Raw genomic sequence first — 26,747 nt, 5'->3', positions numbered from 1 at the left:
AGGACTGATTTGGACGCCGCCAACACGCGCCGCCGATTCGACACCCTGGTGCTGCCGCACCTGGATGCCGCGTACAACCTCGCCCGCTGGCTGTGTGGCAACGCGGGCGATGCCGACGACGTGGTGCAGGAGGCCTTCCTGCGCGCGTTCCGGCTGTTCGGCGGCTTCCGGGGCGACCAGGCCCGGCCATGGCTGCTGGCCATCGTGCGCAACACATGGTTCACCACCTGGCAGAAGCGTCGCGCCGCCGCGGAAACGGGCTACGACGAATCGCTGATCGATGCCGACCTGCCCGACTGGCATGGCGCGCCCGGCGATCCGGAGCAATGGCTGCTGCGCGAGGAGGACGTGCGACTGGTCCACGCGGCACTGGACCGGCTGCCGGTGGCGTTTCGGGAGGTGCTGGTGTTACGCGAACTGGAGGAACTGCACTATCGCGATATCGCGCGCATTGCCGACATTCCGGTGGGCACCGTGATGTCGCGGCTGGCGCGCGGCCGTCGCATGCTGGCCGCTGCCGTGATGGCGCTGCGCGATGGCGCACCGCAGCAGGCGGCCACGGACATGCCCGCCGCTGCCGACCGCACCCCCGACGAATCCATCCCCCCCGCAGGAGACCAGCGCCATGGACTGCAATGAAGCCCGCCACCTGCTGCAGGCCACCGCCGACGGCGAGGTGGGCGCGGCCGACAGCGTGCGGCTGGAACGGCATCTCGAAGACTGCGACGGCTGCGTGGATGCGCTAAGTCACCTGCAGGCGCTGCGTCGTGCCACGCGGCGTGGCGCCACGTACCACCGCGCCCCGGCCGAACTGCGCGCCCGCATTCTCGACGCTCTGCCCGCCCCTGCCGATGACGCTTTAGCCGACCCATCATCCGATGCACCGGCCGGCTGGCGCCGCTGGTTCACGTGGTCGCCGCCGGTCAACGCCGCACTGGCCGCCGTGACGGCAGCGGCCGTCGGGTTGAGCCTGTTCCAGTACAACACCCAGCCGACGCCGGACGACCTGCTGGCCAGCAGCATCGTCGCCAGCCATGTGCGCGGGCTGATCTCGAACCGGGCCAGCGATGTGGTCTCGACCGACCAGCACACAGTCAAGCCGTGGTTCAACGGCCGCATTGACTACGCACCCGACGTGCGCGATCTGGCCTCGGCCGGTTTTCCGCTGGTCGGCGGTCGGGTGGACTTTGTCGATGGTCAGCGCGTGGCCGTGCTGGTCTATCAGCGTCGCCAGCATCCGGTGGACGTGTTCGTGATACCGGGCACAGGCGCGGGGGTGGGGGAACGGGTCCGGCAGGGATACCAGCTAGAAAGCTGGACGGCCGGCGGCATGCGCTACGTGGCCATTACCGATGCGTCGGCCGGCGACCTGCGCAAGTTCGTGCAGGCGTGGCGGAACGCGGAGGATGGGGAGCGGCGGTGAGGGAATGAAATCCTGCTTTTTGGGGGGGAAACTCCCCTCTCCCGCCTGCGGGAGAGGGGAGCCAGTCCTCAGCAGCCAGAGACGACTCAGGCCGTCACGAACGGCAACTGGCGCTGGCGCTTGCCCGTGAGGCGGAACAGCGCATTGGCCACGGCCGGGGCAATGCCGGGTGTGCCCGGTTCGCCAAGGCCGGTGGGGTTGTCGTTCGACGGCACGAAGAACACGTCCACGACCGGGGCGTCAGGCATGCGTGGCGGCGGATAGTCCGGGAAGTTGCTGTTCTTGACCGTGCCGTTTTCGATCTCGATGGCAAAGCCCGGCTTGATCATCGACAGCCCGAACACGCAGCCACCCTGGATCTGCGCCTCGGCGGTCAGCGGATTGACCACGCGGTTCGCATGCACGCCAGCCGTCACGCGATGCACGCGTGGCTCGCCCTTCACCACCGACACGTCGACGATATAGGCCACCACCGAACCGAACGACTCGTGCACGGCCACGCCCCAGGCATGGCCCTTGGGCAGCTTCTTCTTGCCGTAGCCCGACTTGTCCACGGCCAGCTGCAGCGCGGCGCGATGGCGCGCGTGCTTCTTTTCGTCCAGGCGCGCCAGGCGCCAGGCTACCGGGTCCTGCCTGGCGGCCGTGGCCATTTCGTCGGCCAGCGTTTCCTTGACGAATGCCGTGTGCGTGTTGCCCACCGAGCGCCACCACAGCACCGGCACGTCCACCTTCGGGTGATGCACGTGCACCTGCAGCGGCAGGTCGTAGTCGTTCTCGACGATGCCTTCGGTCATCGTGGCGTCGACGCCGTTCTTGACCATCATCGGCTCGAACGGCGTGCCGGTGATGATCGACTGGCCGACGATCGTGTGCTGCCAGCCCACGACCTTGCCCTGGGCGTCCACGCCGATACGGGCGCGATGCACGTGCAGCGGACGGTAGTAGCCGCCCTTGATGTCGTCCTCGCGGCTCCACATCACCTTGACGGGCTCGGTGTGGCCGTTGGCCACCCAGGCGCGCAGCACGTTGGCCGATTCCACGAGGTAGTCCGACGTGGGCACGGCGCGGCGGCCGAAGCCACCGCCGGCCATCATCGTGTTCAGCGTGACCTTGTCGGGCGTCAGCTGCAGCGTGCGGGCGATGGCGCCCTGGTCGATTGTCTGGAACTGCGAGCCCACCCACACCTTCACCGCGGTGACCTTGTTACCGGCCACCTCGGGTTGCATCGTGCAGTTCAGTGGTTCCATCGGCGCGTGGGCCAGGTACGGCACGCGATATTCGGCGTCGATGACCTTGGCCGCGCCCGACAGCGCGGTGTCGATGCTGCCGCCTTCGAGCGGCCTGGCCACGATGCCCGGCTGCGCGGCCAGCTTGCTGTACTGGTCGAACAGCGCGGCCGTGCTGACCGTGGAGCCCGTGTCTTCCCAGATAATCTCCAGCGCGTCGCGCGCGGTCTTGGCCGGCCAGTAGCCGTCGGCCACCACGGCCACGCCCGAACCGCCGCGATCGGTGTTCACCAGCATCACATCGGCCACGCCCTTGATCTTGCGCGCCTTGTCTGCGTTGAACGACTTGACCTTGCCGCCGAAGCGCGGCGGGTGGGCCACCACGGCCACCATCATGTCCTTGAGCCGGACGTCCATGCCGAACACGGCGTCGCCGTGCAGCTTCGACGCGGCGTCCAGGCGCGGCGTGGGCTTGCCGACGATACGGAACTGGGCCGGATCCTTGAGCTTGACCTGTGCCGGCACCGGCAGGCCCATGGCCGCCTGCGCCAATTCGCCATAGGTGGCGCGGTTGTTGCCCGACGTGACCACGCCCATCGTCGCGGTGCAACTGGCCGGGTCCACTTCCCACTTCTGCGCGGCGGCGCCAATCAGCATGGCCCGCGCCCGCGCACCCAGTTCGCGGTACTGCTCGAACGAGTGGTTCAGCGCCGTCGAACCGCCCGTCATCTGGATACCGAACATCGGGTCCTTGTACGCATCGCCGGCCGGGGCCAGGATGGCGCGCACGTTCTTCCAGTCGACGTCCAGTTCCTCGGCCAGCGCCATCGGCAGCGCCGTATGCACGCCCTGGCCGAACTCGAGCCGGTTCACGGCGATGGTCACCGTGTTGTCCGGCGCGATGGTCAGGAACGCCTGCGGCGGCGAGGCCGGCTTGGCCGGTGCCTGCTGGGCCAGCGCGGCGTCCACGCCGACGATGCCCAGTGCAAACCCGCTGCCCGCCAGGCCCGAAATCTTCAGGAAGCTGCGCCGCGACAGCGTGGCCGCCGCTTCCGGTTGCGCAGCGGGCGCGCCGCTGCCGCCCGCCAGGGCTTCAATACCTCGAATACGCATGGCGGCCCCTTATGCCTTGACAGCGATGGCGCGCGAGGCGTCCTTGATCGCCGCGCGAATCCGTTGATAGGTGCCGCAGCGGCAGACGTTGCCGGCCATGGCCTGGTCGATATCGGCATCGGTGGGCCGTGGCTTGCTGCGCAGCAGGCCCACGGCACTCATCACCTGGCCGTTCTGGCAATAGCCGCACTGGGCCACGTCGTGCTTGAGCCATGCCGCCAGCACGGCCTTGCCGACCGGGTCGTCGCCCATGCTTTCAATCGTGTTGATCTTGCTTCCGGCAGTGGCCGAGATCGGCATCACGCAGCTGCGCGTGGCCTGACCATTGATATGGACGGTGCAGGCGCCGCACGCGGCCATGCCACAACCGAACTTGGTGCCGGTCATGCCGAGGTTGTCGCGCAGGGCCCACAACAGTGGCGTGGACGGATCGGCGTCCACCTCCACGGTCTTGCCGTTGAGGGTGAGGGTCGTCATTTGGGGGTGCTCCTTGGGTGCTTGGCCCAGTCGGTTATTCGCGCGTCACACCGGGCCAATGGCAAAAACGATCCCTGGCCACCCGGCGAACCCGTGGAGCATAGTAGAAATATGAAAAGCTTGCGCAGCCTCGCTCACTTCATGCTGCGCGCACCATAACTGGGATTATTTCTGGCTGAGGAACAGATATAGCGCCTGCAGATCGGTGTCGTTCATTTTCGCGAAGGCGGTGAACGGCATCACGCGACTGACGTCGGTGCCGTCGGGCCGTTTGCCGGTGCGCATCATGGCCACGAACTGGTCGGCCTGCGGATAGTGCTTCATCGCCCCGCCCGGCTGAAGGTTGGCGGCAGGCGGCCAGTCGGGCGGCGCCCCGGGGATATGGCCGCCGCGCAGTTCGGCCCCGTGGCAGCCCTTGCACGAATTGGCCACGTAGCCACCGTACTGCGCGTTCACGGCCGCGGCCACGGGCGCCGCCGGCGGCAGGCTGTGGTCGATCTTCTCGGCGGCGTCCTTGATCACGCCGGCGCCGTACATGCCCCGGATGAACCACGGCAACTGCACCTCGCCGGGCCGGCCGGGTCCGGGCGGCAGGCTCTGGACATAAGCCACCAGCGCGCCAAAGTCTTCGTTGGACAGCCGGTTGTAGTCCTCGCTGGGCATCACCAGCAGCGGCCGGCCCGATGGCGCCACGCCGTGCCGGATGGCGCGGTCCCAGTCCTGGGGCTGGTATTTGGCGATATCGGGGTTGGCGCGGGTCAGGTCGGGCGCGAACACGCGGAAGCCGTTGGATTCATCGAACACCTGGCGGCCGTTGCCGTTGCCGCCGTGGCAGTCCGCGCAGCCGCGCGAATCGTAAAGATATTTGCCATGGGCGATGGCCGTGGTGTCGGTCGGAATCGCCACCGGCTGCACCGCCACGTCGATCTTGCGCTGGAGCTTGCGGCCGCCCCACCACCAGGTGCTGCCCACGGCCAGCACCACGAACACCACGAAAGCGACCAGCGCGGAGCTGGCAATGCGGAAGAATCGCTTGACGTCCATGGGTGTCCCCCGTGAGCGGCCATCGAGAAAGCGCAGGTTGCGCCACCCGATTGAAACGGGCGCGCGCCGTGTGTTCCGTGCGCGATCGTACAGAAGCTGCGCTGACGCCGCCAGCCCGGGGCATACGAACCGCGTTCAGCCTGCCAGCCCGGCCGGGGCGCGGTCTATGAAGCCGGTCATGCCGGCCAGGCGGCCATCGTCCGAAACCGTGGCGAAGTCAGTGCCCACCACCAGCGCAGCCTCGCCGGCGGGGCCCAGTTCCCAGGTAAAGCGCAGGTTGGCACCGTGGGCGTCCACCGGGGATACCCGGCGGAACACGAAGCCGGGGAAGCGGGCCTGCACCCCGGCCATCATCGCGTCGATGCCGGCATGGCCGTCGCCGCGCATCAGTGGGTCCACGTACACCGCCGACTCGGTCCAGGTCCGGCCGATCAGGGCGCGGCGGCGGGCGGCGTCGGTTTCGTTCCAGGCGGCCAGGTAGCGGTCAGCCAGCTCTGCCAGGTCGGTCGTGGCGGTGCTGGCGCTCGGGGCGATGGTTGCGGTCATGGCTTGCTCCTTATGGTTGCGGATCTGCGGGGGGTTGATTTCGTCATGGCCTCATCATGGATGCCCACCGGCCGCGACACGATTACGCATCAGGTAATCGCCACGATTCCCCGCCGCCAACGCCGCCGGGCGCGCCCGCCATACCAGCTTTCGGCCCACCGCGCCAGCCCCAACAAAGCCATGCAGATGCCCCTATCCCGGCTGTCGGATTCCACCTGGCGCGACTACAGTGCCACCTACGCTGGGCAGGGTGCGGCCATCGCATTCCTGCCGGCATGGCTTTTGGCGCGCCAGGCGCGCCCAGGGAAACCCGAAACTGATGATGCCTGACAGGGCCGCGCCCCCCTCGAATCTTTCGCCCATGGCACGCCTCGGCAACTGGCGCCCGCTACTGCTGGCGGCCGCGGGCTACTTCGTGCTGGCGCTCGCCGGCCTGTGGCTGGCGCGCATTCCCGGCCACGCGGCCGCCGTGTGGCTGGCCAACGCCTTTGGCCTGGGCATGCTGCTGCACCGCCCCACCCGCGAGGCGCCGGCCCTGCTGGCGACCATGCTGGTCTCCAATATTGCCGCCGATATGCTCGGCGGCAACCATCCCGCCGGTGCCGCACTGCTGCTGTCGGTGGCCAACCTGGCCGAACTGGCCGGATCGGCCGTGCTGCTGCAGGTCATGGTGGGCCGCCAGGCACTGGCCCGCACCGGACAACTGGCCACCTTTGCGCTGACGCTCGGCATCGCCTCGACCGTCGGGCCGGCCCTCAGCGGCCTGCTGGGCGCCTGGGTCATCTCGGCGCGCTATGGCACGCCGTTCCCCAAGGTCTGGTGGAACTGGTGGAACGCCGGCGCCGTCGGCATGGCGATGCTGCTGCCGCTGATGGTGTCGCTGTCGCGCGAACGCATGCGCGCGACCTGCCAGCGCCCGATGCTGCTGCGGCTGGCCGGGCTGTTCACGCTGTGCGTGGCCATCGGCGCCGGTGCCATCCGCGCAGGGCATGACCCGTTCGTGGTGATGTCGCTGCCGCTGGTCATCGTCGCGCTGGCCAGCAACCCGTTTGCCACGGCGCTGCTGACACTGCTGTCGGGCGTGGCCGCCGAATGCATCGGGCTGGTCTCGGGCACGGAATTCCTGGCCTCGCGCTCGGTGCCGCTGTCGGGGGCGCTGGTGATGGTGTTTCCGGTCTGCATCGCGTTCATGACCGAGCAGAACCGCAAGGGCCGGCTGGAACTGCGCAGCAGCGAGCGGCGCTTTCGCCAGGCGCTGGAGCATTCGGCCATCGGCATGGCGCTGGTGGGCATGGACGGGCGCTGGCAGATGGTCAACCGCGCCATGATCGACCTGCTGGGCTACAGCGCCGATGAACTGCGCGACCTGCCGTTCCAGCTGATCACCCACCCCGACGACCTCGCGGCCGACCTCCGGCTCGTAGAACGGCTATTGACCGGCGAGATCGACTCGTATCGGCTGGAAAAGCGCTACCGCCACAAGGACGGCCACTATCTGTGGACGCTGCTGGCGGTGTCGCTGGTGTGCGACGACAACACCGGGCGGCCCGACCATTTCATCGCGCAGGTGGAAGACATCCACACGCGCAAGCTGGCGCAGGAACAGCTGGAACAGCTCACGCGCCGCACCCAGTTGGCCGTGGAAGCGGGCGGCGTGGGCATCTGGGAATGGGATTTCACGCAGGCGTCGATCACCTGGGACGCCCGAATGCACGCGCTGCACGGCACGGCGTCGGAGCTTGGGGCGCCCACGCTGGCCCAGTGGATCGCGATGGTCCACCCCGAGGACGTGAGCCGCGTCAGCACCGAAATGCGCCAGGCCATCCGTGGCGTGCGCCGCTTCGACACCGAATACCGCGTGGTGCGGCCCACCGGCGAGATCCGTCACGTGCGCGCCATGGCCACCATCTCGCGCCACGAGGACGACACCACGCGCGCGCTGGTGGGCACCAACTGGGACATCACCGAGCAGCGCAACCTGAACCGGGCACTGTTCGAGGAGAAGGAACGCCTGCACATCACGCTGCGCTCAATTGGCGACGCCGTGATCTGCACGGACCGTGTCATGCGCGTGACGTTCATGAACCCGATTGCCGAGCAGCTAACCGGCTGGAGCATGGACGCCGCCATGGGCCAGCCGCTGGAACAGGTGTTCCGCATCGTCGACGAAGACACTGACCTGGTCATCCCGAGCCCGGTCGAGCAATGCCTGGAAACGCTGCGTCCAGCCTACCTGCAGGAAGGCGCGGTACTGCAGAGCCTGACCGGCGAGCGCCATGACGTGCAGGATTCGGCCGCGCCGGTGCTGACCAACGATGGCAGCGTGCTGGGCGCCGTGCTGGTGTTCCAGGACATCACCACGTCGCGGGCGCTGCAGCGCGAACTGGCCCACTCGGCCACGCACGACGCACTGACCGGCCTGCCCAACCGCGCCTGGTTCGAGAAGCGGCTGCGCGAAGCCTGCGAGAGCGCCCGGCTGCACGGCCATCGCGCCGCGCTCTGCTTTATCGACCTGGACCGCTTCAAGATCGTCAACGACACGGCCGGCCATGGCGCCGGCGACGTGCTGCTGCGCGAACTGGGCTACGTGATCCGCCACCAGGTTCGGCCCGACGACCTGCTGGCGCGCCTGGGCGGCGACGAATTCGCGCTGCTGCTCAAGGATTGCAGCATCGAACACGCCGAGCAGGTCTGCCTGAAGGTCATCGACGCCGTGCGCGAGCGGCGCTTTCCGTGGAACGGCCGCGTCTACGACGTGGGCGCCAGCATCGGCATCGCGGCCATCGACAACGACGTGCCGCCCGTCAGCGAACTGATGAGCCGCGCCGACGTGGCCTGCTACGCCGCCAAGGCCGCCGGCCGCAACCGCGTGTCGCTCTATCGCCGTGACGAAAGCGACGCACGCCGCCATCACCGCGAACTGGAAGTGGCCGCCGGTATCCATTCGGCGCTGGATTCCAACCGCTTCCGGCTCTACGCGCAGGAGATCCGCTCGCTGCGTCCGGGTCAGGACGATTCGCGCCACGTGGAAATTCTGGTGCGGATGGTGGACGAACAGGGCACGCTGATCATGCCGGGCGCGTTCATCCCGGCTGCCGAGCGCTACGACCTGATGGGCCATATCGACCGCTGGGTGATCCGCAACGTGCTGCAGCAGTATGGCGAGCGACTGGCCAGCGTGCCGGGGCTGTCGGTGTCGATCAACCTGTCGGCCAACTCGCTGGGCGAGCCGTTCCTGCTGCCGTTCCTGCACGCCGCGCTGGAAGACTCGGCCCTGCCGGCCGACCGCATCCGGCTGGAAATCACCGAGACCGCGCTGATCAACAACATGACCGCCGCCAGCCGCGTGGTGGCCGACATGCGCAGCGCGGGCTGCACCGTCGCGCTGGACGATTTCGGCGCCGGTTTGTCGTCGTTTGCCTACCTGAAGCAGTTCCCGGTGGACTACCTCAAGATCGACGGCAGCTTTATCCGCAACCTGGCCAAGAACGCCGTGGACCGCGAGATCGTCAGCTCGATCAACGACATCGGCCATCGCCTGGGCGTGCGCACCGTGGCCGAATGGGTCGAGGACGAGGGCACGCTCCATACGCTGCGCGCGATCGGGGTGGATTACGCGCAGGGCTACGCCATCGGCAAGCCCATGCCGCTGGAGGCCTTTCTCGATATCTGCGAGGGCCTGCCGGCCTGATCCCGACCAGGCCGGCTCCGGCTTTCCGGCGCGCCACATGCGCCGGGCTCCACATCTTCCGCTCGCGCCGTTCGGAAATCCGGACGGCGTTTGGCATCCCGTGTCCGGATTTCCGAACGGGGCGCCGGCGCCGCTTCAAAAATCCCTTTGTATTCATCGTTTTACATCTGTATCCAGGTGCAACCGGGCTGGCACGGCTCGTGCGATCTAGCCGCCGCCGTATGACATCCGGCCCCGACTACGCAGCCCTTCCCGAGGGCAGCTTCGCGTACCCGGTCCGGCACAAAGGAGGATGTACCCACGATGACAAAACGACTGCCAACCCTGATTTTCATTGCGATGCTGCTCGGCGTGATCGTCGGCAGTGCCGCGCACAACATGGCGACGGACGCCGCCACGGCCAAGTCGATCGCCGATCACCTGTCGATCCTGACCGACGTGTTCCTGCGGATGATCAAGATGATCATCGGCCCGCTGGTGTTTGCCACGCTGGTGTCGGGCATTGCCAGCATGGGCGACGGCAAGACCGTCGGCCGCATCGGCCTGAAGGCCATGGCGTGGTTCATGGCCGCTTCGATCACGTCGCTGCTGCTGGGCCTGCTGATGTCCAACCTGCTGGCCCCGGGCCATGGCATGAACCTGCCGCTGCCCGCCGCCGACGCCGCGTCGAACCTGAAGACCGGCGCGCTGAACCTGCGCGACTTCGTCGCACACATGTTCCCGAAGAGCTTTGTCGAGGCCATGGCCACCAACGAGGTGCTGCAGATCGTGGTGTTCTCGCTGTTCTTCGGCTTCGCGCTGGGCACGCTCAAGGACGGCGTGGGCAAGCCCGTGCTGGCCTGCATCGACGGCCTGGGCCACATCATGCTGAAGGTCACCAACTACGTGATGGCGTTTGCGCCGCTGGGCGTGTTCGGCGCCGTGGCCGCCGTGATCACCGCGCAGGGCCTGGGCGTGCTGGTGGTGTACGCCAAGCTGCTGGGCAGCGTGTACCTGTCACTGGCGCTGCTGTGGATCGCGCTGATCGCCGGGGGCTACTACTTCCTGGGCCGCGACATCTTCAAGCTGATCCGCCAGCTGCGCGCGCCGCTGATGATCGGCTTTGCCACGGCCAGCAGCGAATCGGCCTACCCGAAGGTCATCGACCAGCTGAACCGCTTTGGCGTGAAGAGCCGCATCACCAATTTCGTGCTGCCGCTGGGCTATTCGTTCAACCTGGACGGCTCGATCATGTACACGTCGTTCGCCGCGCTGTTCGTGGCGCAGGTGTACGGCATCCAGCTGTCGCTGTCGCAGCAGATCACGATGCTGCTGGTGCTGCTGGTGACCAGCAAGGGCATTGCCGGCGTGCCGCGCGCATCGCTGGTGGTGGTGGCCGCCGTGCTGCCGATGTTCGGCCTGCCCGAGGCCGGCATCCTGCTGGTGCTGGGCATCGACCATGTCCTGGACATGGGCCGCACCGTGACCAATGTGCTTGGCAACGCCATTGCTACAACCGTTGTCGCCAAAAGCGAGAACGCGATTGGCGCGCCGGAACTGTCTGACGAGGCAGATACCTCGGCTGACGACGCCGGCCTGACACCCGTTCAGGCCCTGGCCAGTAAGTAAGCTGGCTGGAGGCGTGCCAGGGGCCCGGCTGCCGATCAGGCTGCCGGGCCTTTTTGCGTTTACGGGCACGACGCAGGCGCTGGGCTGGCACTGAGCGGACAGCGGCGCGATGACCCAAACGGGTGAGATCGGGGCCGGCACTTCGGACGGCCGCAGGCCCGGCTGTGGTAAAACGTCGCCTTGCCGAAAAGCGCCGCGCAACCCGAAAGTGGCCCTTTCACCCTACGTCGATTGCCCGATACGCCACACGGCAGCATCCGCATTCCCGAATCCGCATGATCGTGTCCCCCTTCGACGGCGGCCAGGCGTCCCTCTCGCCCTGGCGCCGCATGGCTCCCTTCGTCGCCCTGCTCGTGCTGGCCGTGCTGGTCACCGGCGCCGGCTGGCTGGGCTATCGCTACACCTACGATGCCGCCCTGACCCGCCAGGCCGAACGCGGCCAGGTGCAGATGCGGCTGTACGCCCAGGCGCTGGAAAGCGAACTGGCCCGCTACGACTACGTGCCGAGCCTGCTGTCGCTGGACGCGCGCATCGACGCCCTGCTGCGCCAACCCGGCTCGCCCGACCGCGTGTCACAAGCCAACGCCTACTTGGCGGCGCTGAACGGCCGCGCCGGCACGCGCGTGATCTACCTGCTCGACGCCCACGGCAAGGTGCTGGCCACCAGCAATTTCCAGCGTCCGGACAGCTATCTGGGCGAAGACCTGAGCTTTCGCCCGTATTTCCGCACCGCCATCGAAGGCCAGCTGGGCCGCTTCTACGGCGTGGGCACCACGCGTAGCGAATCGGGTTACTACCTGTCGGCCCCACTGGGCGACCGCGACCACCCTGTGGGCGTGGCCGTGGTCAAGATCGGCCTAGAGCCGCTGGAAAACCGCTGGCAGGGCAACGACAGCCAGATGCTGCTGGCCGACGAGAACGGCGTGGTGATCCTGGCATCGGACCCCTCCTGGAAGCTCGCGGCGCTGCGTCAGCTGTCGGACGACCAGCGCGCCCGGCTGGACCGCAGCCTGCAATACAACCGCGCCCCGCTGCCGCAGCTGGCGCTGAGCACGGTGCGGCAACTCGCCAACGGCCCGTCGCAGGACGGCGACGCGCTGGTGCGGCTGCGCCAGGGGCCGCCCATGCTGGCCCAGCACCTGGCCCTGCCGGGCACCGACTGGGACCTGACCCTGCTGACCAATACATCGCAGGCACGCGTGGCCGCGCTGAACAGCGCCGCGCTGGCCGGCGTGCTGGCCGCCTTCGTGCTGCTGCTGGGCGCCGCGTGGAACGTGCGGCGCCGCATCGTGGGCGAGCGCCTGGCCGCACGCGCCGCACTGGAGGCGGCCAACAGCGAACTGGAACGCAAGGTGGCCGAGCGCACCGCCGACCTGTCCGCCACCAACCAGCAACTGCAGGCCGAGGTCGGCGAGCGGATCCGGACCGAAACCTACCTGCGCCAGGCGCAGGACGGGCTGATGCAGGCCGGCAAGCTGGCTGCCGTGGGGCAGATGTCCGCCGGCATCGCCCATGAACTGAATCAGCCGCTGGCGGCCCTGCGCACGCTGTCCGGCAATACGGGCAAGTTCATCGCGCACGGCGACTATGACACCGCGCAAGGCAACCTCGACCGGATCATTGGCCTGGTGGAGCGCATGGGCCGAATCACCGGCGCGCTGAAGTCGTTCGCGCGCAATCCTGCCGCCGGCGAGCGCCACAGCGCCCGGCTGGCCGATGCCGTGGACAACGCGATGTTCCTGCTGGAAACGCGGGTCGCCGACGTCGGCCCGCGCATCGAACTCGACATCGATGCCCACCTGGCCGTGCGCTGCGACCCGAACCGGCTGGAGCAGGTGCTGGTGAACCTGATCGGCAACGCGCTCGACGCGCTCAAGGACCAGCGAGACCCCCGCCTGTCGCTGCACGCCTACGAGTCGGGCGGCATGGTCCATTTGACCGTGCGCGACAACGGCCCGGGCCTTTCCGAGTCCGCGTTTGCCCGGCTGTTCGAGCCGTTTTTCACGACCAAGCCCGCCGGCGAAGGCCTGGGGCTGGGCCTGACGCTGTCGGCCGGCATCCTGAGCGAGAACGGTGGCAACCTGACCGCGATCAATCATCCCGACGGCGGCGCCTGCTTTACGGTGGCCCTGCCGCGAGCTATCGAGGAACTGCGCCATGTCGGCTGAACCGATCGAAGTCATCGAAGCGGCCGGCGCGCCCGCCGGGATGACGGTGCTGGTCGTCGAGGACGACGCCGACGTGCGGCTGGGCTGCGAGCAGGCGCTCAGGCTCGAAGGCATCGCCACGCGCGCGGTGGGCAGCGCCGAAGCCGCGTTGCGCGAGGTGGAGGCCGGTTTTGCCGGCATCGTCGTCAGCGACATCCACCTGCCCGGCGCCGATGGCATGGCCCTGCTGCGCGAACTCGGCGCGCGCGATGCGACATTGCCCGTGATCATGATTACCGGCCATGGCGACGTCTCGCTGGCGGTGCAGGCAATGAAACAAGGCGCCTACGATTTTCTTGAAAAGCCGTTTTCGCCGGAACGGCTCGTGGCCACTTGCCGCCGCGCGCTGGACAAACGCCGGCTGGCCCTGGAAGTGGCCGACCTGCGCGCACGCCTGGCGGGCCGCGAGGGCCTGGCCGCGCGGCTGATTGGCCATTCGCCGGCCATCGAGCGGTTGCGCCAGATGATCGCCGGCATTGGCGACACGGCAGCCAACGTGCTGATCCACGGCGAAACCGGCACCGGCAAGGAACTGGTGGCGCGCTGCCTGCACGAAGCCAGCGGCCGCCGCACCAGGCATTTCGTGCCGATCAACTGTGGCGGCCTGCCCGAACAGCTGTTCGAGTCGGAAATCTTCGGCCACGAGGCCGGTGCCTTCACCGGGGCGGCCAAGCGCCGCATCGGCAAGATCGAGCACGCCGAAGGTGGCACGCTGTTCCTCGACGAGATCGAGAGCATGCCGATGCCGATGCAGATCAAGCTGCTGCGCGTGCTGCAGGAGCGCGTGGTGGAGCGGCTGGGGTCAAACCAGCCGGTGCCCGTCAACACGCGCGTGGTGGCGGCCACCAAGGCCGACCTGCGCGCGCTGGCCGAGGCCAGTCAATTCCGCGCCGATCTTTACTACCGCCTGAACGTGGTCACGCTCGAACTGCCGCCGCTGCGCGAACGCCGCGAGGACGTGCCGCTGCTGTTCGAGCATTTTCTGGCGCAGGCGGCGTTGCGCTTCGAGCGCGAGGCCATCCCCCCCACGCCCGCGGAACTGGCGGCACTGGTGGCCTACCCTTGGCCCGGCAACGTACGCGAATTGCGCAACCTGGCCGAACGCCATGCGCTTGGACTGGGCTGTGATCCCGCGCAGGGCGGCGCCGCGCCCGAGGCGTTGCCGCTGCCACAGGCCGTGGAGCAGTTCGAGCGCGCGCTGATCGCCGATGCCTTGCGGCGTCATGCCGGCAACCTGACGCGTGCCAGCGAGGCCCTGGGCGTGGCCAAGACCACGTTGTTCGACAAGGTGCGCAAGTACGGCCTGTCCGCCGGCGCGCCGAACTGAGTGCCGAACCGGGCAGCAAACTCGGCACCTACCGGGCGCAAACGACAGGGGTGCAAATGTGTCAAATGTATATAACCTGGGAACCCCCATGCCTCATGCGCAGTCTGTGATCCTGTACGCGACGTCTGCGGCATAAATGTTGAGCGTCATCCCGTTTGTCTATCGCTGTCTACCGAATTGCAACGATGTTCGTTAAACAACAAAAGTGTGACGCCAATCATTGCTTTCCCTGTAGCAACGAATCATCTTGAAGCCATACTATTGGCATCCGGCATTCGGGCGACGCCACAAGCATCGCGCGATGGCCGACCAGGCGACGAAAGATTGCCATAGCAGCAGGCGGGCACGGCTACCTGAAGCCGTTGCTACGTCAACACGAACAAAGCAACAAAGACCGGCCGGGGAGCGGGTCGAACGCATCAGGGTCAGTAAAAACAGCAGCCCGGTCATAGGGCCGACGTGGCGTGTCCGAGGACGCCCGTGCAGCACGCCTGTCGTGCTGTGCTGCTGATAGACACTACGGGTGATTGGATGAAACTGGATCCAGAACTGGCTGAAAAGCCGTACTACAGCACGCGAACCGCTGCAAAACTTCTCAACGTATCGCTGGGCACCGTTCAGAAAATGGTGGAACGCGGAGAACTTGGCGCCTGGAAAACCAACGGTGGCCACAGGCGCATCCACAAGGAAACCGTGCACCGCTTGCTGGCAAACCGCGCCATGCCGGATGTCGGCGTCGAGCACAATCTCGATCTCGTGGTGTTCCACCCTAACCATACCGAAGCGCAACGCATCAGCGCCCAGCTGGGCAAATGGTCGCTGCCGCTGAAGACCCAGGTGCTGGAGGACGTGGTGGATACGCTCATTACGTCGGTCGATTCGCGGCCTCGCGTGGTGCTCTACTACGTGGAGGAACTCAACGATACGGAATCTGCCACGATCGAGAAATTGCAAAATTTCTTCTCGCGGCAGCGCATGATCTTCGCGGTCATCACCAACCGCCAGGCCTACGACGGCGTGGCTGACGCCCTGCAGCAATGGGGCATCATGGTGTTCCTGAAGACGCCATCGCTCGAGGAAATCAAGGGCTTCCTGCGTGCCCAGCTGATGATGGGCCGCGCGGGCGCTTAAGGTTCCGTAAATGTTCGACGTGCAACGGCCCGGACGCAAATCCGGGCCGTTTTTTTGCCGCTTTTTTGTGATGTCGCGTCAGGTGGATTCGGTCGTCTCGGCGGCCGTGGTCGATTCGCAGGCACGCGGCGTAACCGCCTCGGCATTGGCCTGCATCATCCAGCCATAGAGGTCACGCGGGTCGGGGGGCATTGCAACCAGTTCCACGTAGCGCCCGGCATCGCGGGCACACGCCGTCGCATGCAACCACCGCAGCGCCGAATAATCCTCCAGCGCAAAGCCGACCGAATCGAAGACAGTCACTTCGTCGGCACCGGCGCGGCCGGGTGCCGTGCCCGCCAACACTTCCCACAACTCGCTGACCGGCGCCTCGGGCCATTGCTGGATCTCGCCTTCAATGCGCGACTGGGGCGCATATTCCACCACAAGCCGCGCGCCACGCAGGATATCGACGTGCAACTCGGTCTTGCCCGGACAGTCCCCCCCCACGGCGTTCAGATGCATACCCGGTTGCACCATCTCAGGCGTGAGGATGGTCGCCCGCGTCTTGTCGGCCGTGACGGTGGTCACAATGTCGGCACCCGACAGCGCATCGCGCACCGATCGTACCGGCACAATCTCCAGGCCTCGCACTTTCGCCAGATTGCGCGCCAACCGTGCCGTGGCCGAGGCATCGACATCGAAGGCCCGGATGGTCGTGATGCCCGCCATCGCATGGAACGCCAGCGACTGGAACTCGGCCTGCGCGCCGTTGCCGATCAGCGCCATGGTGCGTGCGCCGGGTCGGGCCATGGCCTGCGCGGCCAGGGCCGACGTGGCCGCGGTACGCAGCGCCGTGGCAAGGGTCAGATCCGCCAGCAACAGCGGAAAGCCGGTCTGCACATCGGCCAGCATGCCGCACGCCATGACCGTGGGCAGCGCGAACTGCGCATTGCGCGGATGCCCGTTGACGTACTTGTAGGCAAATCGATTGCCGTCACTAACAGGCATCAACTCGATGACGCCCACTGCCGAGTGGCTCGCCAGCCTCGCGGATTTCTCAAATTCGTGCCAGCGCAAGAAATCCTCGCGCACGCAGCCAGCCACCTGCACGATGGCCTGCCGCACGCCGACACCGCGTACCAGTGCGGCGACATCGCCCGCATCGAGAAAGCGCGTCAGCACGTTCGCTTCCCGGGTCAGTTCCGTGTTCGTTCCCATGGCGGATCTCCTTCATGCCGCAGCTGCACGCCGCACGGGCGTGCTGGTGCGGTCGAGCCGCAGGGTCATGCAGTACGCGCCGCCGCCCGACAGCATGTACGGCGTCAGGTCCACCTCGTGCAGCCGATATCCGCGTCGACCCAATTCATGGCGTAAATGCGATGTGGTGCGGGTCATCACCACGTGCTCGTCGAGATTGACCGCGTTGACGCTGAAGTGGCGCAGGTCGTCCTCGGTGGCCTCGATGCGCTGGGCCACCGGTACGCGTGCGCGCAGCATCCGCAGCGCGTTTTCGGTAAAGGCCGGCGGGTAGTACAGCACTTCGCCGCCCGAGAGCGGACAGAAGCACACGTCGAGGTGATAGCTCTGCGCGGTGGCCAGTTCCAGCGCCACGACCTCCCGATCGAACGCGCGCGCCATGGCGTCGGCAGCCTCGCGCGACGAGCGTGGGCCGAAGCCGGCCCAGAAATGGCCGCGCCGCGCGTCCCAGATGCAATCGCCCGCCCCTTCCTGGAAGCAGCCCTCGGGCAGCAGCGCCACCGTGTCGACCAGGCCGCGCGCTCGCAGGTCGTCGAAGATCGACGCGAAAGGCTGCTCTTCGCCGCGCCGTTCCGGGTAGCGAAACCGCGCCAGCACCGCCTTGCCATCGAGCACCACTGCCGCGTTGGCGGGGAACACCATGTCAGGCTGGCCCGCCGCGCCCTGCACCACTTCCACGGCAAACCCGGCGCGGCCCAACGCATCGTGCAGGGCATCGAACGACGCCAGCGCGCGCCGATGCATGCCGCCGGGGTCACGGGCCCACGCCGTCGGGTCCATCCATGGATTAATGCTGTAGGACACGTCGTAGAACGTCGGGGCAACCAGAAGAATGGTCGGGTCGTTGGTCACGGGGGCTCTCCTCTTTTATGGCCTGCATTCAGGGACCGCCAAGGGCATGGCGATGTCGTGAGTGCATTTTCCTGCCCGCCCGTGCCAACGAATAGTTAACAAACTGGACAAATTGCTATGTACATTTGACAATTTGCCAGTAATGGCTGGCAATCTGCCACGTACTGCTGGAGAAGCCGCAATGGATGCGACCGATCGTCAACTGCTGGGCCTGCTGCGCGACAACGCCCGCACGCCGGTGACGGCGCTGGCCCGCGCACTGCGCGTGTCACGCGCCACGGTGCAGAACCGGATCGAGAAACTGGAGAAGGAAGGCCAGATCGTCGGCTATACGGTGCGGCTCAAGCCGGAGGCCGAACCGCACCGCATCCGCGCCTGGATGACGGTGGCCGTGGAGGGCAACAAGGCGCGCCAGGTGCTGCAGGCGCTGCGGGGCGATCCCAACGTGCAGACGCTGCATACGACCAACGGCCGCTGGGACATCATTGCCGAACTGCGCGCCGATACGCTGGAGCAGTTCGACCGTACGCTCGACCGGATCCGGCTGGTCGATGGCATTTCGGCCACCGAGACCAGCATCCTGCTGTCGAGCTACAAGCTATAGCGCTTCATGCTGTAGCGCGACATAGCCCTTAGCATTTACGCTAGGAAGCGGGCATCAAGAACTCTGGCGCACCGGTGCCTGCGCCGGACCCCGCAGCCGCTCGCGGTGCGTTTCCTCGTGCAGCGCGTGCTCGCTGGGTGCCAGCAGGTCGCGCAGCGACACAATGCCGACCAGCCGCATGGTGGCCAGATTCTCCACCACCGGCATGCGCGCCACGCTCAACGCCGCCATCTGTCCGGCCGCCGCGCGGCCCGTCTGCGACGGCAGCAACACGGTGAGCGTGCCTTTTTCGGTACTTTTATCGATGCCGGCGCCCTGCCCGACAGCAATCAGGTCGCCGCAGCTCAGGCCGGCGTCGTCGCCCGCATGGGCCGCCGTGATGGCCGAGCGATGCAGCGTGCCAAGCACCCGCCCATCGGCCACCACCGGATAGGCACGATGCGCGGCATGGCTGCCAAAGTGGCGCTCCAGGGCAGTGGACACCGGCATGGCGGCATCGATCGTCACCACGTCGCGTGTCATCAGGTCTTCCACGTGCGAACGCTCCAGCGGGTCGACGCCGTATTCGCGGTAGATGTGCAGGCCACGGCGCGCGATCTTCTCGGTCATGATGCCGCGCTTCATCGTCAGCACCGAGAAGCCGTAGGCCACGGCCGTGGTCAGCAGCAACGGCAGCAGGGCCTCGCTGTCATGCGTCAGGCCAAACGCGAACACGATGGCAGTCAGCGGCGCGCCCAGCACACTGCCCAGCACGCCCGCCATGCAGACCAGCGCCCACAGCCCCGGCGATCCGCCCGGCAGAAACGGCCCCAGCACCACGCCTAGGCCGGCGCCCAACATCAGCAGCGGTGCGAGCACCCCGCCCGACGTGCCGGAGCCCAGCGCGGCAATCCAGATCACCGCCTTGACGGCCAGCAGCGCCACGGCCACCTCGATGGCCAGCCGGTTGTTGAGCAGATCGCCAATCACGTCGTAGCCCACGCCGAGCGCACGAGGCTCGAAGTAACCGCCGAGGCCCACCACCAGGCCACCGATGGCCGGCCACCACATCCAGTGCAGGCGCAGCTTGCTGAAAGCGTCCTCGGTGCGATACAGCGCCAGCGTCAGGACCGCGCCCAGCACGCCGCACAGCAACCCGGCCAGCACGCACGAGCCCAGTGCCACGGTGCCGGCCGCCGCCGTCTGCAGCGGGAACAGCGGACCGGCATCGAACAGGAACGGCCGCAGGAAACCCGCCACCGCACAGGCCAGCGCCACCGGCAGCAGGCTGCGCGGACGCAGCTCGAACAGCAGCAGCTCGATGGCCAGCAGCACCGCCGCCACGGGCGTGCCGAAGATGGCCGTCATGCCCGCGCAGGCACCGGCGACCAGCAGCGTCTTGCGCTCGGCGGCAGTCAGGTGCAGGTATTGCGCCAGCAGCGACGCAATCGAGCCGCCCGTCATGATGATCGGCCCTTCGGCGCCGAACGGCCCGCCGCTACCGATCACGATGCCCGACGACAGCGGCTTGAGCACCGCCACCTTCGGCGACATCTTGCTCTTGCCGAACAGCACGGCCTCGATGGCCTCCGGGATGCCGTGGCCGCGGATCTTGTCGCTGCCGTAACGCGCCATCAGGCCGACGATCAGCCCACCCAGCGCCGGCACGGCAATGACCCACGGCCCCAGCGCGTGGTGCGCCGGCGAGCGCTCCACGAGTGACAGGGTCTGGAAAAAGAACAGGTTGGTGAAAAAACGGATCAGGTTGACCAGCACAAATGCTGCGCCGGTACTGATGCCGCCAATGACCAGCGCGATGCCTGCCAGCATGGGCAGGCGGCCATTGACGGCGTAGTCGCGCTTGACGGAATGGTGCGATGCGGAATGATTTGACATGGACGAAAGCCGGGGGCGGCTGGGATGATGCGGAGGTACAGCCTGCGCAATATATCATGCTGTGATACATTGCCGGCTCGGCCAATGCGCCACGACGCCCCCTCCCGGCCAATGCGCCGTGTTGCCCCCAACCCTCAAAAGCCGCCCCCGCTTTCGATGCCTGCTGCATTCGACCCGACCTCTTCCGTCGCCGAGGCCCGTGCCTGGCTGCGCACATTCGTCCCCATGCCGATCGCCGCCAACCGGCTCGAGCGGCTCAAGAGTTGCCTGGGCGCCCTGATTGGCCTGGCGCTGACCGAATGGATCTGCCGCCAGTTCCTGCAGGGCTTCAACCCCTGGTTCATCGCCCCGATGGGCGCCTCGGCCGTGCTGCTGTTCGGCGTGTCGTCCAGTCCACTTGCACAGCCGTGGTCGATCATCGGCGGCAATATGGTGGCCGCCACCGTGGGCGTGGCCTGCGCCAAATGGATACCGGACCCCGGCCTGGCCGCCGGCGTGGCGGTGGCCGGCGCCATCGCGCTGATGTTCCAGTTGCGCTGCGTCCACCCGCCCAGTGGCGCGGTGGCGGTAACCGCCGTGTTCGGTGGGCCTGCCGTGCAGGCGCTGGGATTCGGCTTTGTGGTGATTCCGGTGGCCGTCAACTCGATGTTGCTGCTGCTCACCGCGCTGGCGTTCAACAACTTCACGCGGCGCCGATACCCCCATCGTCCGCCCGAGCCGGCGGCGCAGCATCACACCAAGGACGTGCCGCCCAGCAAGCGGGTGGGCTTCACGCGGGCCGACCTCGATGCGGTGCTGGCGGCACGCGGCGAATTCCTGGACATCGAAGAAGACGATCTCGAGGCCATCCTGGTGGCCGCCGAGCTGCGCGCCCATTCGCGTCGCTTTGGCGAGGTGCTTTGCGGCGACATCATGTCGCGCGACGTGGTGTCGGTGCGTCCGGGCCAACTGGCCGCCGATGCCGCTGCGCTGATGACGCGGCATCACATCAAGGCCCTGCCCGTGGTGGACCGCCAGCGGCGCCTGCTGGGCATCCTGACGCAAAGCGACTTTTTCCGTGCCTATCGCGCGAATTCTCGCCGCGTGAATGGTGCGGTGCGAGACCTGATGACCCGGGCCGTGATCACCACGAGCGCCGACCAGCCTATCGTCAACCTGAGCCAGGCGTTTTCCGACGGCGGCCTGCACCACGTACCGGTGCTGGACGAGCGCAAGCGCGTGGTGGGCATGGTCACGCAATCCGACCTCGTGGCCGCGCTGCTGCACCAGAGCGACCAGGCCATGGATGCCGCCGAAGCCGGCAAGCCGGCGAGCTGATCCGCTCGGCCGGGGCAGTCGGGGCGCCCGGCCTACCGATCGTTGACCCGGCAAGGGATTGCCCGGAGCGTTCATCGAATTCCGCTATGCTTACGGCGTTCTCGCAACACGGACGCCGGAATGGCGTGTAACGATGAGTTCCGGACAACTGATTGAAAAGCTTGCCGCGGTCTTTGCGCTGATCGCCCTGATCGGCGGTTCGCTGCTGGTACTGGCCCCATTTGCCACCGCGCTGGTCTGGGGAGCGATCCTAGCCTACAGCTCGTGGTATCCCTACACCGTACTCACGCGCTGGCTGGGCAACCGGCGTGGTCTGGCCGCGCTGGTCTGCGTGCTGATTGCCACGATCATCGTGCTCGGGCCGTTCGTCTATGCCGGCGCGAGCTTCTCGGCCCATATCGACGAGCTGACCGGCCTGGTCAACAGCTACGCCGAACGCGGCTTTCCGCAGTTGCCCGAATGGCTCAGCAGCCTGCCCTACGTGGGGCCGCAGCTGCAGTCGAGTTACGACCAGATCATCCACGCCGATTCCGAAATGGTGGCCAACCTGCGCAAGCTGATCGCGCCGGTCGGCCATGCGGTGCTGGGCGCGGGGCTGTCCATCGGTGGCGGCCTGGGCCAGCTGGCGCTGTCAATCATCCTGGCGTTCTTCTTCTATACCGGCGGCGAACTGGCCGTGGACTGGCTGCGCGGCGGCATGCGCAGGGTGGCCGGCGAGCGTGCCGACCACCTGCTGGCGCTGGCCGGTGGCACCGTCAAGGGCGTGGTCTACGGCGTGTTGGGTACGGCGTTCGTCCAGGCCGTGCTGGCCGCCATCGGTTTCTGGATCGCCGGCGTGCCGGGCGCCGCCATCCTGGGTCTGATCACGTTCTTCCTGTCGGTGGTGCCGATGGGGCCGCCGCTGGTGTGGATTCCGGCTGCGCTGTGGCTCTATCACGGCGGCGAAACGGGCTGGGCCATCTTCATGGTGGTGTGGGGCGCCGTGGTGGTGGGCATGGCCGACAACGTCATCAAGCCGCTGCTGATCAGCAAGGGCACCGGCCTGCCGCTGATCTGGATCATGATGGGCGTGCTCGGTGGCGCGCTGGCCTTCGGCTTCCTGGGCGTCTTCCTGGGCCCGACCGTGCTGGCCGTGGCCTACGCCTTGCTGCGCGACTGGACCATCGGCTCGCAGGAACGGCCCGGCGTGACCGAGGTGACGCCGGCGCCGCCGTCGCAACTGACCCCGGACGCATGACGCAGGACACGCACGCTTCGCCACCCGCCCCGGCGCTGGACCTGCACCGGCTTGTGGCCTGCGAGTACTGCGACGCGCTCTACGAGCGCACCGCGCTGGCGCCGGGCGAGCGCGCCACCTGCCTGCGCTGCGGCGGCCTGCTGTACCGCGAGAGCAGCCGCGCATACCGGCGCCTGCTGCCGCTGGTGGTGACGGCGCTGATCCTGTTCCTGGTGTCGAACACCTACCCGATCGTCGAGATGGACCTCAAGGGCGTGCGCACCGAAACCACGCTCTGGGGCGCCGTGCAGGCGCTGCACAGCGACCACATGACGCTGGTGGCGCTGCTCGTGTTCGGCACCACGATCCTGTTCCCGGTCTCCGAAATGCTCATGATGTGTTACCTGCTGGTGCCGATGGCGCGCCATCGCATGCCGCCGGGCTTCGACCGCATCGTGCGCGGCATCCGCCAGACGCGGCCGTGGGGCATGATCGAAGTCTTCATGATCGGCGTGCTGGTGACCGTGGTGAAGCTGTCGACCATGGCCCAGGTGATTCCCGGCGTGGCCCTGTGGTCGTTCGGCGCGCTGGTGGTGGTGCTGGCCGCGATGCTGTCGTTCGATCCACGCGATCTCTGGCATTACCTGGAACCGGCGGGCGCCGACCAGACACCGTCCCGCGAGGACGCCGCGTGAGCGCCCCGCGCCCCTCGCGCACGGCCCAGGCGCGCGAGCAGCTGGCACGCTCGCGCCGCATGGCCGCCGACGTGGTGGCCGAGCTGACCGACGACGACGAACGCACACCGCTGGCGGCGGTGCCCACGGCAACATCCCGCGGCCTGCTGTCCTGCCACGCCTGCGACCTGGTCAGCCCGATCGCGCTCGACGGCCAGCCCTGCCCGCGCTGCGGCGCCACGCTGCACGCGCGCAAGCCGGCCAGCGTGGCCCGTACCTGGGCCTTCCTGCTGTCGGCGTTCATCCTGTACATTCCGGCCAACCTGCTGCCGGTGATGGTGACCGAATCGATCCTGGGCACGCAGCGCGACACGATCATGTCCGGCGTGATCTATCTGTGGCTGTCCGGCTCGCACATGCTGGCCGGCGTGGTGCTGATCGCCAGCATCATCGTGCCGCTGCTGAAGATGCTGATCCTGACGTTGCTGCTGGCATCGGTACATTTCAGGTCGACGTGGCGCATTCGCCAGCAGACCCGGCTCTATGGCCTGGTCGAAATCATCGGCCGCTGGTCGATGCTCGATATCTTCGTGGTGGCCCTGCTGGCGGCGCTGGTGCGCGCCGGCGCGCTGGCCACCATCATTCCCGGGGGCGGGGCGCTGGCCTTTGCTTCCGTCGTCGTACTGACCATGCTGGCGTCGCTCTCCTTGGACCCGCGCCTGCTGTGGGATGCGATCGACGCGGCCGCCCCTCCGAAATCGCCGGAATCCGACAATGCCCGATCCTGATACCCCTACCCCGTCGCCCGGCGTGCCCCAGCCCGCGCGCAAACGCCGCGCCCGCTGGCTGCCATCCCTGGTCTGGCTGATCCCGATCGTGGCCGCCGTGGTGGGCATCTCGCTGCTGGTCAACACGCTGACCTCGCGCGGCCCCGACATCACGGTCACGTTCCGTACGGCCGAGGGCCTGACGCCGGGCAAGACCGCCGTGCGCTACAAGGACGTGGACATCGGGCTGGTCAAGTCGGTGCGGCTGGCGTCGGACCGCTCGCACGTGCTGGCATCGATCGAGCTGACCAAGGACGCCGAGAACTTCGCCGTCAAGGACACCCGATTCTGGGTGGTGCGGCCGCGCTTTGCCATCAGCGGCGTATCCGGGCTGGAAACACTACTGTCGGGCGCGTATATCGGCGTGGACGCCGGCAAGTCCACCGAAGGCACGCGCAGCTTCACGGGCCTGGAAGTGCCGCCGGTCGTCACCGCCGATGCCTCGGGCCGGCAGTTCGTGCTGCGCGCGCAGGACCTGGGATCGCTGGACATCGGCTCGCCGGTCTACTACCGGCGCGTGCCGGTCGGCCAGGTGGTGGCCTACCAGTTGGAGCCGAACGGGCGCGACATCACGCTGCGCGTGTTCGTCAACAAGCCCTACGACAAGCTCGTGACCGCCGACACGCGCTTCTGGCATGCCAGCGGCGTGGACCTGAAGCTCGATGCGGGCGGCCTGAAGCTGTCCACGCAATCGCTGGTCACGGTGCTGCTGGGCGGCGTGGCATTCCAGGCGCCCGAGCACACCAGCGCGCACGAGGCCGCCGCCGAGAACACCCAGTATCTGCTGGCATCGGACCAGGCCGAAGCCATGAAGGAACCCGAGGAACTGGCGCCCACGCTGGCCGTGCTGAACTTCGACCAGTCGGTGCGCGGGCTGTCGCCGGGCGCGCCGGTGGACTTCCGGGGCGTGATCGTGGGCCAGGTGCGTTCGATCGGCATCGAATACCAGCGCGAGAAGAAGGCGTTCCGTATGCCTGTGGTGGTGGAGCTCTATCCGTCGCGCATGGGCTTCCGTGAGCGTGACGTGGCCGACGAGGCGCGCAAGCGCACCATCGTGCAGGCCCTAGTCAAGCGCGGCATGCGCGCGCAGCTGCGTACCGGCAATCTGCTGACGGGGCAGCTCTACGTGGCGCTGGACTTCTTCCCGAAGGCGCCGCCGGCCAAGGACATCGACCTCAATGCCCCGATGCCGGAATTCCCCACCACGCCGGGCACGTTCGACGAACTGCAGGCCAAGCTGGGCGATATCGTCAACAAGATCGACAAGGTACCGTTCGAGCAGATCGGACAGGATGCGCGCACGGCCATCGTGTCGATGAACAAGATGCTGGAAACCGCCGACAAGCTCGTGGCGCAGCTCAATGGCGACGTGGCGCCGCAAGTGCTGGCCGCGCTGCAGGATGCCCGGAAGACGCTGACGGCGGCCAACGGCACGCTGGCGTCGGACGCGCCGCTGCAGCAGGACACACGGCGCATGATGCAGGAACTGACGCGCACGGCGGTGTCGCTGCGCGCACTCACCGATTATCTGGAACGCCACCCCGAGGCGCTGCTGCGCGGCAAGACGGAGAACAAATGATGAGAACCGCGATCAAGCTGGCAGCCATTGCACTGGCCGGCGCCGCGCTGCACGGCTGCGCATCGCCCGAGCCGCGCTACTACACGCTGGCCCGGGCACCCGGCACGGCTGCCTCGGCCCCCGTGGCTACCCCCGCGTCGGCCACGTCAGGCGCCCCGACGCAAGCGCAGCCCGTGTGGATCGAGGTGGCGCCGGTGCGCGTGCCCGAGCGCCTGAACCGTGCGCAGTTGGTGGTGACCGATGCCAGTACCGGCGTCGTCAGGTTGCTCGACCAGTCGCGCTGGTCGGCGCCGCTGCCCGACGAGCTGCGCGACGCGCTGTCGCAGCAACTGCAGGGCAACCTGGGCGCGGTGGATATCTACCAGCAGGGCCTGTCGGAAGTGCACCCCGTGTTCCGCGTGACGACCGAGGTCGTGCGGCTCGAAGCCGATCCCGGCCAGCGCGCCGCTGCGTCGATCGCCTGGACCGTGCGGCGCCTGCCCGACGGCAAGGTCCTGACCGGCCGAACCGAAGCGGACCTGCCCGCGCCGGGCCAGGTCGATGGCGTGGTCGGCGCGTATCGCCAGATCGTGGTCATGACCGCCGCCGATATCGCCGCAGGGGTGCAAACACTGCGGCCCTGATCGCGCCGACGCGTGCCACCTGCGGCACGCGTCGCCCTTGCTTCATCGCCGCCCCAGCCCGCGTACCCACAGCGCGGTGGTGTGAACCATTGGCTTGTCGCGCCATCCAGCGACGACGTCGAGTATTTCGATGACTGCCGAGTACCTT

General features: G+C 67.5%; 22 protein-coding genes. 15 read left to right on the top strand and 7 right to left on the bottom strand.

Annotated features, from left to right (window positions below):
- Positions 1 to 9: 9 nt before the first annotated feature.
- Entirely contained in the window at positions 10 to 639 is a 630-nt protein-coding gene (locus tag CYJ10_RS04150; protein WP_101680258.1) for an RNA polymerase sigma factor, read from the top strand.
- A complete protein-coding gene (locus CYJ10_RS04145) occupies positions 626 to 1,423 on the top strand; it encodes an anti-sigma factor family protein (RefSeq protein WP_101680257.1) in 798 nt (265 codons plus the stop codon). Before CYJ10_RS04150 ends, CYJ10_RS04145 begins: the two co-directional genes overlap by 14 nt.
- A gap of 86 nt (positions 1,424 to 1,509) precedes the next feature.
- Here the strand turns inward: CYJ10_RS04145 and CYJ10_RS04140 are convergent, their stop codons facing one another.
- The 4 genes from CYJ10_RS04140 to CYJ10_RS04125 all read right to left on the bottom strand — a co-directional run bounded on the left by CYJ10_RS04140 (position 1,510) and on the right by CYJ10_RS04125 (position 5,829).
- The gene (locus CYJ10_RS04140) at positions 1,510 to 3,762 is read right to left on the bottom strand and encodes a xanthine dehydrogenase family protein molybdopterin-binding subunit (protein WP_101680256.1); all 2,253 of its coding nucleotides are present in this window, start codon (positions 3,760 to 3,762) and stop codon (positions 1,510 to 1,512) included.
- Positions 3,763 to 3,771: 9 nt separating this feature from the next.
- Complete coding sequence (locus tag CYJ10_RS04135; RefSeq protein ID WP_066739323.1) at positions 3,772 to 4,239, bottom strand: (2Fe-2S)-binding protein; 468 nt, start codon at positions 4,237 to 4,239, stop codon at positions 3,772 to 3,774.
- 165 nt (positions 4,240 to 4,404) lie between these two features.
- Entirely contained in the window at positions 4,405 to 5,283 is an 879-nt protein-coding gene (locus CYJ10_RS04130) for a c-type cytochrome (protein ID WP_101680255.1), read from the bottom strand.
- A 135-nt stretch (positions 5,284 to 5,418) separates the two neighbouring features.
- A complete protein-coding gene (locus tag CYJ10_RS04125; protein WP_101680254.1) occupies positions 5,419 to 5,829 on the bottom strand; it encodes a nuclear transport factor 2 family protein in 411 nt (136 codons plus the stop codon).
- Positions 5,830 to 5,841: 12 nt separating this feature from the next.
- Here CYJ10_RS04125 and CYJ10_RS34020 point away from each other — a divergent pair, with 12 nt between their 5' ends.
- The 6 genes from CYJ10_RS34020 to CYJ10_RS04095 all read left to right on the top strand — a co-directional run bounded on the left by CYJ10_RS34020 (position 5,842) and on the right by CYJ10_RS04095 (position 15,793).
- Entirely contained in the window at positions 5,842 to 6,159 is a 318-nt protein-coding gene (locus CYJ10_RS34020) for a hypothetical protein (RefSeq protein WP_101680253.1), read from the top strand.
- Complete coding sequence (locus tag CYJ10_RS04115; protein WP_101680252.1) at positions 6,149 to 9,520, top strand: diguanylate cyclase; 3,372 nt, start codon at positions 6,149 to 6,151, stop codon at positions 9,518 to 9,520. Before CYJ10_RS34020 ends, CYJ10_RS04115 begins: the two co-directional genes overlap by 11 nt.
- 303 nt (positions 9,521 to 9,823) lie before the next feature.
- Complete coding sequence (locus CYJ10_RS04110; protein WP_101680251.1) at positions 9,824 to 11,128, top strand: dicarboxylate/amino acid:cation symporter; 1,305 nt, start codon at positions 9,824 to 9,826, stop codon at positions 11,126 to 11,128.
- A 275-nt stretch (positions 11,129 to 11,403) separates the two neighbouring features.
- Positions 11,404 to 13,296, top strand: a complete 1,893-nt coding sequence (locus tag CYJ10_RS04105) for a sensor histidine kinase (RefSeq protein WP_101680250.1) — start codon at positions 11,404 to 11,406, stop codon at positions 13,294 to 13,296.
- Positions 13,286 to 14,662 carry a sigma-54-dependent transcriptional regulator gene (locus tag CYJ10_RS04100; protein WP_101680249.1) on the top strand — a complete coding sequence of 459 codons (1,377 nt, stop codon included), beginning with the start codon at positions 13,286 to 13,288 and terminating at the stop codon, positions 14,660 to 14,662. Before CYJ10_RS04105 ends, CYJ10_RS04100 begins: the two co-directional genes overlap by 11 nt.
- 531 nt (positions 14,663 to 15,193) lie before the next feature.
- A complete protein-coding gene (locus tag CYJ10_RS04095) occupies positions 15,194 to 15,793 on the top strand; it encodes a helix-turn-helix domain-containing protein (protein ID WP_101680248.1) in 600 nt (199 codons plus the stop codon).
- Positions 15,794 to 15,871: 78 nt separating this feature from the next.
- Here the strand turns inward: CYJ10_RS04095 and CYJ10_RS04090 are convergent, their stop codons facing one another.
- Both CYJ10_RS04090 and CYJ10_RS04085 read right to left on the bottom strand, forming a co-directional pair.
- Positions 15,872 to 16,993 carry an ornithine cyclodeaminase gene (locus tag CYJ10_RS04090; protein ID WP_101680247.1) on the bottom strand — a complete coding sequence of 374 codons (1,122 nt, stop codon included), beginning with the start codon at positions 16,991 to 16,993 and terminating at the stop codon, positions 15,872 to 15,874.
- Positions 16,994 to 17,005: 12 nt separating this feature from the next.
- Positions 17,006 to 17,884: a dimethylarginine dimethylaminohydrolase family protein gene (locus tag CYJ10_RS04085; protein WP_101680246.1), complete on the bottom strand. Its 879-nt coding sequence runs from the start codon at positions 17,882 to 17,884 to the stop codon at positions 17,006 to 17,008.
- A gap of 181 nt (positions 17,885 to 18,065) precedes the next feature.
- Here CYJ10_RS04085 and CYJ10_RS04080 point away from each other — a divergent pair, with 181 nt between their 5' ends.
- Positions 18,066 to 18,488 (top strand): Lrp/AsnC family transcriptional regulator, encoded by a 423-nt coding sequence (locus tag CYJ10_RS04080; protein WP_092595042.1) that lies wholly within the window; start codon positions 18,066 to 18,068, stop codon positions 18,486 to 18,488.
- Between the two features lie 54 nt (positions 18,489 to 18,542).
- Here the strand turns inward: CYJ10_RS04080 and CYJ10_RS04075 are convergent, their stop codons facing one another.
- The gene (locus CYJ10_RS04075) at positions 18,543 to 20,363 is read right to left on the bottom strand and encodes a chloride channel protein (RefSeq protein WP_101680245.1); all 1,821 of its coding nucleotides are present in this window, start codon (positions 20,361 to 20,363) and stop codon (positions 18,543 to 18,545) included.
- A gap of 156 nt (positions 20,364 to 20,519) precedes the next feature.
- Between CYJ10_RS04075 and CYJ10_RS04070 the strand changes: the two genes are divergently transcribed.
- The 6 genes from CYJ10_RS04070 (at position 20,520) to CYJ10_RS04045 (ending at position 26,599) form a co-directional block, all read left to right on the top strand.
- The gene (locus CYJ10_RS04070) at positions 20,520 to 21,680 is read left to right on the top strand and encodes an HPP family protein (protein ID WP_101680244.1); all 1,161 of its coding nucleotides are present in this window, start codon (positions 20,520 to 20,522) and stop codon (positions 21,678 to 21,680) included.
- Positions 21,681 to 21,813: 133 nt separating this feature from the next.
- Positions 21,814 to 22,917 (top strand): AI-2E family transporter, encoded by a 1,104-nt coding sequence (locus CYJ10_RS04065; RefSeq protein ID WP_101680243.1) that lies wholly within the window; start codon positions 21,814 to 21,816, stop codon positions 22,915 to 22,917.
- Positions 22,914 to 23,591: a paraquat-inducible protein A gene (locus tag CYJ10_RS04060; RefSeq protein ID WP_101680242.1), complete on the top strand. Its 678-nt coding sequence runs from the start codon at positions 22,914 to 22,916 to the stop codon at positions 23,589 to 23,591. Before CYJ10_RS04065 ends, CYJ10_RS04060 begins: the two co-directional genes overlap by 4 nt.
- 59 nt (positions 23,592 to 23,650) lie before the next feature.
- Positions 23,651 to 24,358, top strand: coding sequence for a paraquat-inducible protein A (locus tag CYJ10_RS04055; protein ID WP_101680411.1), 708 nt, complete (start codon positions 23,651 to 23,653; stop codon positions 24,356 to 24,358).
- The gene (locus tag CYJ10_RS04050; protein WP_101680241.1) at positions 24,345 to 25,976 is read left to right on the top strand and encodes a PqiB family protein; all 1,632 of its coding nucleotides are present in this window, start codon (positions 24,345 to 24,347) and stop codon (positions 25,974 to 25,976) included. Before CYJ10_RS04055 ends, CYJ10_RS04050 begins: the two co-directional genes overlap by 14 nt.
- Entirely contained in the window at positions 25,973 to 26,599 is a 627-nt protein-coding gene (locus CYJ10_RS04045; RefSeq protein WP_101680240.1) for a PqiC family protein, read from the top strand. Before CYJ10_RS04050 ends, CYJ10_RS04045 begins: the two co-directional genes overlap by 4 nt.
- Positions 26,600 to 26,747 lie beyond the last annotated feature (148 nt).

Origin of the sequence: Cupriavidus pauculus (genome assembly GCF_002858765.1) — a bacterium.
Lineage (GTDB): Bacteria > Pseudomonadota > Gammaproteobacteria > Burkholderiales > Burkholderiaceae > Cupriavidus > Cupriavidus pauculus_B.
The sequence above is the reverse complement of the archived record's forward strand: the minus strand, read 5'-3'. Positions and strand labels throughout refer to the sequence as shown.